General features: G+C 66.6%; 8 protein-coding genes. 5 read left to right on the top strand and 3 right to left on the bottom strand.

All coding sequences use genetic code 11. The features are described 5' to 3' along the window. Nucleotides 1-51 precede the first annotated feature (51 nt). Nucleotides 52-801, bottom strand: coding sequence for an MlaE family lipid ABC transporter permease subunit (locus ABB27_RS16390; protein WP_057629957.1), 750 nt, complete (start codon nt 799-801; stop codon nt 52-54). Nucleotides 802-1,000: 199 nt separating this feature from the next. Next, nucleotides 1,001-1,798, bottom strand: a complete 798-nt coding sequence (locus ABB27_RS16385; RefSeq protein WP_057629905.1) for an ABC transporter ATP-binding protein — start codon at nt 1,796-1,798, stop codon at nt 1,001-1,003. 354 nt (nt 1,799-2,152) lie between these two features. Here ABB27_RS16385 and ABB27_RS20390 point away from each other — a divergent pair, with 354 nt between their 5' ends. The 5 genes from ABB27_RS20390 (at nt 2,153) to recD (ending at nt 12,052) form a co-directional block, all read left to right on the top strand. Beyond that, complete coding sequence (locus ABB27_RS20390) at nt 2,153-2,341, top strand: PAAR domain-containing protein (protein WP_244479258.1); 189 nt, start codon at nt 2,153-2,155, stop codon at nt 2,339-2,341. A 106-nt stretch (nt 2,342-2,447) separates the two neighbouring features. After that, nucleotides 2,448-2,855: a hypothetical protein gene (locus tag ABB27_RS20385; RefSeq protein ID WP_244479257.1), complete on the top strand. Its 408-nt coding sequence runs from the start codon at nt 2,448-2,450 to the stop codon at nt 2,853-2,855. 280 nt (nt 2,856-3,135) lie between these two features. Next, nucleotides 3,136-6,498 carry an exodeoxyribonuclease V subunit gamma gene (gene recC, locus ABB27_RS16375; protein ID WP_057629903.1) on the top strand — a complete coding sequence of 1,121 codons (3,363 nt, stop codon included), beginning with the start codon at nt 3,136-3,138 and terminating at the stop codon, nt 6,496-6,498. Then, complete coding sequence (locus ABB27_RS16370; protein ID WP_057629902.1) at nt 6,495-10,121, top strand: UvrD-helicase domain-containing protein; 3,627 nt, start codon at nt 6,495-6,497, stop codon at nt 10,119-10,121. Before recC ends, ABB27_RS16370 begins: the two co-directional genes overlap by 4 nt. Further along, on the top strand, nt 10,118-12,052 hold the full coding sequence (recD, locus tag ABB27_RS16365) for an exodeoxyribonuclease V subunit alpha (RefSeq protein ID WP_057629899.1): 1,935 nt from the start codon (nt 10,118-10,120) through the stop codon (nt 12,050-12,052). Before ABB27_RS16370 ends, recD begins: the two co-directional genes overlap by 4 nt. Before the next feature lie 183 nt (nt 12,053-12,235). Here recD and ABB27_RS16360 read toward each other — a convergent pair. Then, nucleotides 12,236-12,394, bottom strand: a 159-nt coding sequence (locus tag ABB27_RS16360; RefSeq protein ID WP_211263728.1) for a Smr/MutS family protein, incomplete at its 5' end; no start/stop codon positions are given.

Below are 12,394 nucleotides of genomic sequence, written 5' to 3'. Positions count from 1 at the left end.
TTTTATTGACGCCCCGCACACGGATGCGCGGGCTTCTGCGAAGAAATCGCATCATTGAAACAGCAGTGCCGACAACACGAAGTTGAACATCAGCACCAGCAACGAGGCATTTACAACGGCGCGGGTGGTGGCCACCGAGGTGCCTTCGATGGTCGGCTCGGCGTGGAAGCCAACATAGGCCGCGACCAGCGCCGCGGTACCGCCGAAGATCGCCGACTTGAGCAGGGCCACCGCAAAGTCGTCCCAGAAATCGACGCTGCCACGCAGCCCCGACCAGAACGTGCCGTTGTCCTGGCCCAGGATGTGTACCGCTTCGAAGTAACCACCGGCGATGGCCAGCGAGCAGAAGATGCCGGTCAGCAACGGCACGGTCAGCACTGCCGCCCAGAAGCGCGGCGCAACTGCCTTGGCGATCGGATCGATGGCCATCAGCTCCAGCGCCTTGATCTGGTCGGTGGCGCGCATCAGCCCCAGCTCGGCGGCGATCGAGCTGCCGGCGCGGCCGATGAACAGCAGCGCGGTCAGCACCGGTGCCAGTTCGCGGTACAGCGACAGGCCGAGCAGGGTGGACAGCGCATCGGAGGCACCAAAGGTGGTCAGCGTGCGATAGCCCTGCAGGGTCAGCACCAAGCCGACAAACGCGCCGCCAACGGCGATGATCGGCAGCGAACGTGCACCGATCTTGTAGATCTCGCGGGTCAGCTCGGCCAGGAAGTCACGGGTCGGCAGGGAACCGCGCAGCACCGTCAGCGAAAACAGCCCGGCACGGCCCAGCGAGCGGATGGAGGAGGTGAAGGGCATCAGCAAGCGGCTCCAAAAGCACCAGCATTGCTGGGTGACGATACCTTCTCCCGTTTACGGGAGAAGGTGCCCGAAGGGCGGATGAGGGCAGCTTTGGCAACACCAGCTTCAAAAGCGCCTTCAAGAGCGCCCTCACCCCATCCCTCTCCCGCTGCGCAGGAGAGGGGGCAGGAATCACGCATTTCGCGCAGCGTCAGCATCACGCGTTCTCCAACCCGTAATTGCGCGTGGGCGCATCAAACGGGATCGGGCCGTCCGGCTCGCCGTGCAGGAACTGCCGCACCAGCGGGTCGGTGCTGGCCTGCAGTTCGTCCGGAGTACCAGAGAACACGATGCCGCCATTGGCGATCACCACCGCCTGATCGCAGATCGGCAGGGTTTCATGCACATGGTGGCTGACGATGATGCTGGTCAGGCCCAGGCTGTCGTTCAAACGCTGGATCAGGCTCATGATCACGCCCGAGGCGATCGGGTCCAGCCCGGTCAGCGGCTCGTCGTAGATCATCAACGGCGGGTCCAGCGCCAAGGCGCGGGCCAACGCGACGCGGCGCGCCATGCCGCCGGACAGCTCACGCGGCCAGGCATCGGCAGCGGCCAGCAGGCCCACCGCATGCAGCTTCATCTGTACCAGGCGCCGCAGCACCGGCTCGGGCAGCCTGGTATGTGCCCGCAGCGGCAGCGCCACGTTGTCGGCCACGCTCAGGTCGGTCAGCAGACCGTTGCCCTGCAGCAGCACGCCAACGTTCTTGCGCATCTCCAGCAGCTCACGGTTGCCGTGCGGGATATCCCGACCAAACAACTGCACGGTGCCGGAGATGGGCCGCAGCTCACCGGTCAATGCCGCCAACATGGTTGACTTGCCACTGCCCGACGGGCCCAACACGGCGGTGATGCTGCCTTGCGGTACCTGCAGCGAAACATCGCGCAGAATGGTGCGTCCGCCGCGATCGATTCGCACGTTGGACAACTGCACCAAGGGAGTCCGAGCTGAGGGCATGGTGGCCTTTAACGGAAAACCAACGTTCTAGGATTGCCAGCCGCGCCTGAACATAAGCGTACTGGACCGTGCAGTATTGTCGCATCCCGCGCGCCTCCCGGCATGCGCCGCAGGTCGGTATTGGTGGCAACACACTGTCCCCCCAGTGGTCGAATCGGCGTCCGGAAGCTGTGCACAGAGCGTGAGGGGTCCGGCTGTCGGGACAGTCCCTACGTCCACCTGCCGCCATCGCGGTGACCGACCGTGCTGCAGGGACAGCCACTTCCAGACATATCCCATTCTTGATCAAGAGCCAGGCCACTAAGGTCGAGCCCGACTGCAATCAACGCACCGGCCACGGAGGGGCCGAGCACGATGGCAAGGACGCTGATCGTAGTGGGCGATGCCCTGCAAGCCGGTGGCTCGGTATTGACCGGCTCGCCACAGACCGATATCGACGGCCACGCGGTCGCCCGCATCGGTGACCGCGTCATCTGCGCCCGCCACAGCCCGGGATCCATCATCACCGGTGATCAATGCCCAGCCGCTCGCACACCATGGTGACAAAGCCCGTTGCGGCTGCGCCAAGCCGGGAGGTCGTGTGCGTCGTCTCTTCTTGATCCTGATTCTATTGCTGCCCTTGTCCGCGCATAGCGGGCAGACTGCTTCCATGATTGAGCTGCGCGCTCATTGCCCTGGCGGCAAACCCTGCCCATTTACCGGTGAGATGATCCACGTGGAGTTGGAGCTGTTCAACGCGAGCGAGGAGCCAGTGTCGCTGCCAATCGATTACTACCGCAGGCGCGAACCAAAGGTGATCCTTGTGGACAATCACTCGGGAAAGGAGAGCCGACTGTGCATGGGACCACCCAGTTCAACTTTGGCCAAACAGGTGCAAGTTCTCTCTCCTGGCGAAGCGGTTCGAATCCCTTGGCTGGTAGCGCCAGATTCGATAAACCGATTTGCCTTGAAACCGGTAGATCTGACAGTTCGATTTTCTTTCGATCTGACACCGATGCTCTCCGCTTCGGATTCGGTATTTGTAGCGACGACACTGCAGGTTGTGGAGGCCAGGTAACGTCATCAAATTGATCTCTTCGATCGAAGTAAAGGGTTGATGGACGGCGTCGTCCGTGGAGTGGAGTTTTGAACCTGACCTGCCGTTTGATTCTTGGTGTTTCATCAGAAGATTGATGTTTGATCACTCCGCCGCGCCGGCTGGACATTGTTTGAACCGGCAAGCCACTGCGGCAGCTTGCTGTCAGACATAGCTGCCAAGCGCCGCAACCCAGCCGCTCTTCCACGACATACCCCGCGGATCACTCGTCGAAACCATCCCACTGCGGCAAGATGGCGCGATGAGCAATGCCCCCGATTTCCGCCTGTACCACTCCAATGCCCTGGACGTGTTGGCCCAGCTGTTGGCCCACGCGCTGCGTGAGCCGGCGTCAGGCCAGCCCTTGTTGGCCGCCGATATCGTGCTGATCCCGCAGGTGGCGATGCGGCGCTGGTTGCAGTCCACCCTGGCGGCCGAGTACGGGGTGTCGGCCAACCTCGAATTCCTGACCCCCGGTGAGTTCGTCGCCAAGGCGCTGAAGGCCAATGTGCCCGGTGAGCGCGATGACCTGGGCGCCACGGGCCTGCACTGGCGGCTGTATGGGGCGTTGACCGACAGCACCGTGATGCAGAAACCGGCGATGGCCGGGCTGCGCGCCTACCTGGACCGCGACGATCCGCTGCGGCCCTGGGCGCTGGCGGCCGAGTTGGGTGGGGTGTTCGAGAAGTACCAGGCCTGGCGCCGCGATTGGCTGCTGCGCTGGGAGGACGGTGCCGAGCCGGACGACCCGCAGGCCATCCTGTGGCGGCATATCGCCGGTGGCCAGAATTACCGCGCGCGCCGCATCAACGACTATCTGGCCCGCTTCGAAGGCGAGCACCAGCCCTTGCCGCAGGGCCTGCCGCAGCGGCTGTTCGCCTTCGCCACGCTCAATGTCTCGCCGGACGTGCTGCGGGTGATCGCTACCCAGGCGCGGGTCGGCACGCTGCACTTCTATATGCCGACGCCGACCCGCTCCTACTGGGGCGACCTGCAGACCTTGAAGGAAAAACTGCGCAGCGGGCTGGCCGAGCCGTTCGGCATCGAGGCCGGCGAGAACCCGCTGCTGCAGGCCTGGGGCGAAGCTGGCCGCGACTTCATGGCGGTGCTGGGTGATTACGAAGTGGTTCACCCCAGTGGCGAAATCGCCGCCTATGTCGATCCGGAAAGCATCCCGGTGCCCGGCCTGGATGCAGGTGGCCTTGGCGACAGCCTGCTGCATCGCCTGCAGGCCGACCTGTTCCATCGCCGCGCGCTGCCCTCGCCACCGCTGCTCGAGGCCTTGCGGCTGGACGACCCCAGCATCCAGATCCACGCCTGCCACACCCGTCTGCGCGAGATGCAGGTGCTGCACGAGCAACTGCGCGCGCTGCTGGAAGACCCGCGCTTCGATCCGCCGCTGCAGCCGCGCGAAATCGCCGTGTTGGCGCCGGATATCGATCCCTACGTGCCGTACCTGGAATCGGTGTTCGGCGGCCGTGGCGGCAACGATGCGCATATTCCCTGGGCGCTGGCCGATGCCAGCCCGCTGCAGGGCGAGCCGCTGGCCGAGGTCTTCGTGCAGCTGTTGGGCCTGCCGGTATCGCGTTTTGGCCTCAATGAAATCCTCGACCTGCTGGCCAGCGCACCGTTGGCGGCCGCCTCCGGCCTGGATGCGGCGGCCTTCGAACGCCTGCATGCCTGGTTGCAGGCGGCCGGCGCGCGCTGGGGGCTGGATGCCAGGCACCGCCAGCAGCATCAGGCGCCGGCCGACGATGCCTACACCTGGCAGTTCGCGCTGGACCGGCTGCTGCTCGGCCACGCCAGCGGCAGCGATGAGGACATCGGCGGTGTCGCCCCTTGGCCGGAACTGGAAGGCGGCGGCCTGGCCGCGCTGGATGCGCTGATCCGCCTGTTGCGGGTGCTGGCCCGCCACCAGAAGACCCTGGCCGAAGCCCTGAGCCCCAACCAATGGCGTGAGCGCCTGCTCGGCCTGTTGAACGCACTGCTGCCTGAAAACCCGAGCGAGCCGTCCGCCGTGCGCGCGCTGGACCGGCTGCGCAAACTGGTCAACGAGTTTGCCGAGGAGGCCAACAAGGCCGGCTTCGATGCGCCGGTGCCGGCCGAAGTGGTGCGTGCGCATTTCGCCTCGGTATTGTCCGAGGCCGATACGCGCGCGCCGCTGCTCACCGGCGGCATCAGTTTCGGCCGCATGGTGCCGATGCGCCTGCTGCCGTTCCGGGTGATCTGCGTATTGGGTTTGAACGATGGCGATTTCCCCCGCCGCGACCCGGCCGCCGGCCTGAGCCGGCTTACCGCCGAACTCGGCACCGAGCGCCGCCGTTATGGCGATCGCTCGCTGCGCGAGGACGACCGCTTCCTGTTCCTGCAGTTGTTCGCCTCCGCCCAGGAAGTGTTCTACCTGAGCTATCTGGGCGCCGATGCCCGCGACGGCAGCGTGCGTGAGCCGTCGGTGCTGGTCAGCGAACTGGTCAATGCGGCGGCCGCCTATCACCAGGATCCCACCGCTGCCCGCAAGCAGTTGGTGGTGCGCCACCCGCTGCAGCCATTCGCCCCGGCCGCGTTTGGTGGCGATGGCGAACCACGGCGTTTCAGCTACCGGCGCCAATGGCACCCGGCCGCCAGTGCGGTCGGCGGCAGCCGCCAGCGCCTGGCACCGTGGTTCGATGGCCCGCTGGACGCACCGCTGCCCAGCGCGCTCAACGACGACAGCCTGTCGCTGGACGCACTGCGGCGTTTCCTCAGCGATCCGGCCGGGCAGTTCCTCAGCCAGCGCCTGGGTTTGCGCCTGGCGGGCGAAATCGACGACAGCGAAGACATCGAGCCGCTGCTGGTGCCCGGCGGTGGCCGCCTGCACTCCTCATTGCAGCAGCATGTGCTCAGCGCGCTGCTGCAGGGCCGCGAAGCCGGCCTGTACCAGCGCCTGCGTGCCCGCGCTTTGTTGCCATCAGGCGCATTGGGACGGCAACAGTTCGAACGCATGCTCAGCCGCATCCGTCCCTGTGCGGAGGCGTTTTCGCAGTGGTACGACGGCCAGCCGCTGGACTCGCAACGCTACGAAGTGGAGCTGGATGGCGTGCGCCTGCATGGGCGTGTCGATCAAATCCATCCACAGGGGCTGGTGCGCCTGCATGCCGGTGCCGCAGGTGTGGCCTATGTGCTGCGCGGCGGCCTGGATTGGCTGTTGGCCAATGCAGCGGGAACACCGTCGGCGATGCTGCAGTTCCATGACAACGGCCAGGCCGGCTATGGCCCGCACCAGCTGCCGGAGCTGTCGTCTGAAACCGCAAAAACAGCCTTGAAAGCCTTGCTGCAGCTACGTTCTGAAGGCATGCAGCAACCGCTGCTGTTTGCCCCGTACACCGGCTGGGAGGTCTACAACGCTGCCGATGACAAACGTGAAAGCGCCGCCCAGGCGCGCTGGTTCGGCAGCGAACACAGCTGGGGCGAGCGCAATGGCGAAGCCCTGCAACTGGCCCTGCGCGGCCGCGATCCGTTTGCTTCGCCGGTCACTACACACAGGTTTATCCACAACGCCTTGTTGATATTTACCGCCCTGCGCGAGGGCCGCGCATTGCCCGATTTTGACGACGAAACCGATGCTGTCACCGGAGCTGGCGCATGAGCACTGAAGCGCTGCAATCCGATCCCTATCTGCACCTGCCGCTGGATGGTCTGCGCCTGATCGAGGCCAGCGCCGGCACCGGCAAGACCTTCACCCTGGCCACGTTGTTCACCCGCTTGGTGGTGGAGCAGGGCCTGCGCATGGGCCAGATCCTGGCGGTGACCTTTACCGATGCCGCCACCCAGGAGCTGCGAAAGCGCATCCGCGAGCGGTTGGAACTGGCCGCGCGCGTGGTCGACAGCACGCCCGCAGACGACGACAGCCCGGAAACCACGCTCACCCGCGCCATCCTGCAACGCCACCTGCAGCAAGGTACGGAAAGCGCCGCCCAGCTGGGCCGGCGCCTGCGCATTGCCGCCGAAGAAACCGACCTGGCCTCGATCTTCACCATCCACGGCTTCTGCACACGGGTGCTGGGCGAATACGCGCTGGAGAGCGGCCACACCTTTGCCGCGCCCGAGCTGTTGGCCAATACCCGCGCGCTGCATGACGAGTTGGCGGCCGACCTGTGGCGCCTGCATGCAGGGCAGGGCGAGCATCTGGAGGCCTTGCTGGGCCTGTGGAAAAGCCCCGATGCCCTGGCTCGTGATCTGCCCGCGCTGGCCGCCGAGCTGCCGCTTTATCCACAGCCACCGCAGACCCTGATCGAAGACACGCGCCCCTTCCGCGACGGCGCCGCGCAGCGTCTTGCCGCCAGCATTGAAGAACACGGCGAGAGCTACCTGCAGCAGCTGCGTGGCGCGCTTGATGGCGGCATCCTCAACAAGGCCAGCTACAAGCCCGACTGGATCGAACCGCTGTTCCAGCAACTGCTGCAGTGGAGCCGCCATCCGGATCCGGGCGCCGAGCTGGACGAACGCCTGGAGCGGCTGACGCTGGAGGCACTCACCGCCAAGACCAACAAGGCCAAGGCCGGCAGCACCCCGCAATCGCCGTTGCAGCCACTGATTGCCGACTACCTGCAGGCACTGGCGCAGGTCACGCAGTGGCAGCGCCAGCAATCGATCGTGCTGCTGCACCAGCTGCGCGACGAGGTTCGCCAGCGTCTGGCCAAGCTCAAGCAGCTGCGCCGCCAGCAGACCTATGACGATTTGATCGACAACGTCGCCAATGCCCTGCACGGCCCGCATGGCGCACATCTGGCCGAACGCCTGCGCGCGCAGTACCGCTTTGCGCTGGTCGACGAATTCCAGGACACCGACCCGCGCCAGTGGGACATCTTCCGCCGCATCTTCGCCGCGGACGACGAGGCCGCCGCGCTGTTCCTGATCGGCGACCCCAAGCAGGCCATCTACGGCTTCCGTGGCGGCGACGTGCATACCTATCTGCAGGCCAAAGCGTTGGCCGAAGCGGCGCCGGCGCTGGACCGCAACTTCCGCTCGCGTCCCGGCGTGCTGCGCGCGATCCAGGCGCTGTACGACAATGCCGGCCCCGAGGCCTTCCTCGACGAACGCATCCAGTTCGAGCCAGTCCTGCCGGGCAGCAAGCGCAGCGACGCCGACTATCTGTTCGACGGCAAACCCGCCCCAGCGCTGACCCTGCAGCTGATCGCCGCTGATGCCGATGGCAAACCGTTGAAGGCCGACGCCTCGCGCGATGCCGCCACCGCGGCTTGTGTTGCAGATATCCACAGGGTGCTCAGCGCCGCCCGCGAAGGCCGCGCGCTGGTCGATGGCAAACCGGTGCAGCCGGGCGATATCGCCGTGCTGGTGCGCTCGCACAAGGAAGCCTCGCGCGTGCAGCAGGCCTTGGCTGCACTGGGCATTCCGGCGGTAGCCGCCGGCAAGCAGAGCCTGTTTGCCAGCGCCGAAGCCCACGAACTGCGCCTGCTGTTGCTGGCCCTGCTGCAACCGGCCGACGAAGGCCGCCTGCGCGCCGCGTTGGCCACCGTGCTGCTGGGCGAGAGTGCCGCCCGCATCGCCGCGATGGAATACGAAGGCGAACAACAGCGCCTGCACCAGGAGCGCCTGCTGCAATGGCGCGAGCGCTGGCAGCGCGGCGGCGTGCTGGCCCTGCTGTCGGACCTGTGCGCCGAACAGGCCGAGCGCCTGTTGCTGCTGATCGACGGCGAGCGCCGCCTGACCAACTACCTGCAGCTGGCCGAAACCCTGCAGGAAGCCAGCAACCGCAGCATCGGCCTGCACGGCCTGCTGGACTGGCTGCAAACCCAGATCGCGCACGCCGACGAAGGCGACGAAGCGCAGCTGCTGCGCCTGGAATCGGACGCGCGCCGCGTGCAGATCATCACCCTGCACAAGAGCAAGGGCCTGGAATATCCGCTGGTCTACCTGCCCTTCGTCGGCATCGCCACCAATGCGCCAGACAGCAGCAACCATCGCACCGTGCACGATGGCGAACAACGTGTGCTGCACTGGAAGATCGACAAGGAAGACCCGGACTGGAAGGCCATCGGCCAGCAGGTCAACGCCGATGAAGAAGCCGAGACCGCGCGCCTGCTCTACGTCGGCCTGACCCGCGCCGAGCATGCCTTGTGGATAAGTGGCGGCGCATTGACCGGGCTGGCCAGCTCGCGGCTGGGGCCGATGCTGCAGGGCTTGCCGGCGCATGCCGACATCGCGGTGATCGAAGGCGACACCGGCCCGGTGCCGGCGCGGCTGCCACCCGAGCGTGAGCAGGCCTTGCCGCCGGTGCGCGACGTACGCCGCAGCGTGCCGCACGACTGGTGGGTGTACAGCTTCACCCAGCTGGCCCATGCCGAAGGCGGCCACGACACCGCCGCCGCCTCTACCGAAGACAGCGGCGGTGCTGCCGACGAACCGGCGCAGGTCGATGTGGATGCCGAACCGGCCAGTGAGGCTAGCACCGCACAGCCGGAAGTATTCGATCCGCGTTTTGCCGGCAGCCGCTTCGGCAACGTGCTGCATGCCGCGCTGGAAAACGTCGACTTCGGCGCTTGGCGCGACTGGCGGCCCGGCGATGCGGCACCGGAGGGGCAGGGCGAGATCATCGAGAAAGCCATGCGTGCCGACGGCTATATCGACGAAGAAATCGCCGACGGCGTAGCGCTGCTGACCCAACTGATCGGCCAGACTCTGACCGTGACCCTGCCCGAAGGTGGCGCCCTGCATTCACTGGACGAGGGTGAGCGCCGCGCCGAAATCGAGTTCCACTTCGCCATGCAGCCGACCACGGTGCCGGCACTGCTGCGCGTGTTGCATGCACACGGGGTGGTACGAGGCCGCCACGGCTTTGGCCTGCGCCGCCAGCTGGAAGGGCTGATGACCGGCAAGATCGACCTTACCTACGTCCGCGACGGGCGTTGGTATGTGCTCGACTACAAATCCAACCGCCTGCCCGACTACGCCCCAGCGCAGCTGGACGCGGCCATGCGGCATAGCGAATACGACCTGCAGGCGCTGATCTACACCGTGGCCCTGCATCGTTGGTTGCGCTTCCGCATCGGTGCTGGTTACGACTATGCGCGTGACTTCGGCGGCATCCGCTACCTGTTCTGCCGCGGCCTGGATGCAGCACGCACGCCATCGCCGGGCCTGTACGCGCACAACTTCGCCGCGGAACTGGTGCACGCGGTGGATGAATTGTTTGCCGGTGGCCGCGACGGCCACGCGGCCTTGTTGGCACGACTGGGAGGCGAGGCATGAGCCTGCTGGCCGCATTGAACAAAGCCGGTGCCTTGCGCGCGCTGGATCATGCCCTGGCGCAGAGCCTGCGCCGCCTGGACCCGGACACGCCGGATGCGGTGCTGGCGGCGGCGGCCTTGGCGTCGCTGGCGGTATCGCAGGGCCACGCCGGCTTTGATCCGACCCAGCCGCAGCGGCTGGTGGATGCCGGCGTGGAATGGCCGGTGGCCGAAGAGTGGATTGCACAGCTGGCGGCATCGAAGTGGATAGCCAGTGCTGTGGATAACAACGCGGCGTCGGAACAGGCACCGCTGGTCTGGGAAAACGGGTTGCTGTACCTGCGCCGCTATCGTGAGTACGAGCGCCGCTTGGCAACGGGCTTGCAGCGGATCGGGCAGGCACCGGTTGTTGGCGGCGATGTTGCCGGCTTGGCGGAGGTGTTTGCGCGCTTGTTTCCGGGGCAGGCGGCATCGCAAGACTCACAGACCTCAGCGCAGCCGGATCTCTTCCTTCTCCCGCAAGCGGGAGAAGGTGCCCGAAGGGCGGATGAGGGTAGAGCTCCAGACCACCAAGCAAGAGCCGCAGCCACCGCCCTGCGCCACAACCTGCTGCTGATCACCGGCGGCCCCGGCACCGGCAAGACCACCACCATCACCCGCCTGCTGGTGCTGCTGGCCGCACAGGCGCAGGCGGCAAACCAGCCGGCCCCGCGCGTCGCCCTGGCCGCACCCACCGGCCGCGCTGCCGAACGCATGGCCGAAAGCCTGCGCCACGCCCTGCAGAAGCTGCCGGCCGCCGGTATCGACAGCGCCCTGTGCGAACAGCTGCCCAGCACCGGCACCACCTTGCATCGCTTGCTCGGCGTGATCCCGGATTCCCCGCGCTTCCGTCACCACGGCGACAACCCATTGCCCTACGACGTCATCGTGGTCGACGAAGCCTCGATGATCGACCTGCCATTGATGACCAAGCTGGTCGAAGCAATCGCGCCGGGCACCCGGCTGGTGCTGCTCGGCGATCCCGACCAGTTGCCGTCGGTGGAAGCCGGCGACGTACTCAGCGCCATCCTGCGTGCCGCCGGTGATGGCCAGCGCAGCAACGCGGCCGATGCCGAAGCTCTGCGCACACTGTTGGGCGAACTGCCGGCCGAGGCAATTGAATCCAAGCCTTCCGACTTCGCCGGGGCCCGCGTGCAACTGCAGCGCGGCTACCGCCAGAGCGAAGCCCTGCAGCTGGCGCCACTGGCCAATGCCATGCGCGACGGCGATGCGGAGCAGGCATTGGCCTTGCTGCGCGAGGCGCAACTGGCCGGCGTGCATTTCCACGAAGGCGATATCGATCCGCTGCAGGCCTGGCGCGAGCCGCTGCAGCACTACTGGCAGTCACTGGCCGATGCCGCCAGCCCGGCCGATGCGTTGGCCCTGGCCGGCCGCATGCGCCTGCTCACCGCCGTGCGCGAAGGCCCGCAGGGCGCGCGCGGGCTCAACGCCCGCATCGAAGACCTGCTGGCAGGCAACCGTGGCCGCGCGCTGGGGCCAGGTTGGTTCCACGGTCGTCTGCTGATCATTGGCGAGAACAGCTACCGCCACCGGCTGTTCAACGGCGATGTTGGCATCTGCCTGCGTGATGGCAGCGGCATCAGCGCCTGGTTCCCCGGCGACGACCCGGCCAACCCGCGCGCCTTCCACCCGGCGGCATTGCCGCTGCACGAGAGCGCCTTCGCGATGACCGTGCACAAGGCACAGGGCTCGGAGTTCGACCAGGTCTGGCTGCAGCTGCCACGCCGCGATAACCGCGTGCTCAGCCGCGAGCTGCTGTACACCGGCATCACCCGCGCGCGAAATGGTCTGCATCTGGCCGGTAGCGCCGAGGTGATCGAAGCGGCGCTGGCCCGCCATGCCAGTCGCTGGTCGGGCTTGGCGCAGCGGTTGGCGCCCGCGCTTTTGCAGTAGGCGAAGGGCGGCGCCTTGGAGCGGCAGCGTTCTGCACCCGATGTAGCCCGGGTAAGCGCAGCGCACCCGGGGAACAGTGATCGGGAGGTCTTTCAGCTTCCCAGCCAACAGCCCCGGGTGCGCTGCGCTTACCCGGGCTACGGTGATGGGTGGGCTGGCCAGGTGGCAGCACACGCGCGCAACTCAGCGGTTGGCCAGCAGTACCAGTACCGCACCGGTGCCGCCCTGGGTGGGCGGCGCCGAATGGAAGGCCAGCACATCATTGCGTTGGCGCAGCATGCGGTCGACCAGATTCTTCAGCACCGGCGCACCGCCATCTGACTGCAGGCCCTTGCCGTGGAT

This window comes from Stenotrophomonas terrae, assembly GCF_001431465.1.
In the GTDB taxonomy this organism is placed as follows: Bacteria; Pseudomonadota; Gammaproteobacteria; order Xanthomonadales; family Xanthomonadaceae; genus Stenotrophomonas; species Stenotrophomonas terrae.
This window is presented reverse-complemented; position numbering and strand designations above follow the sequence as displayed.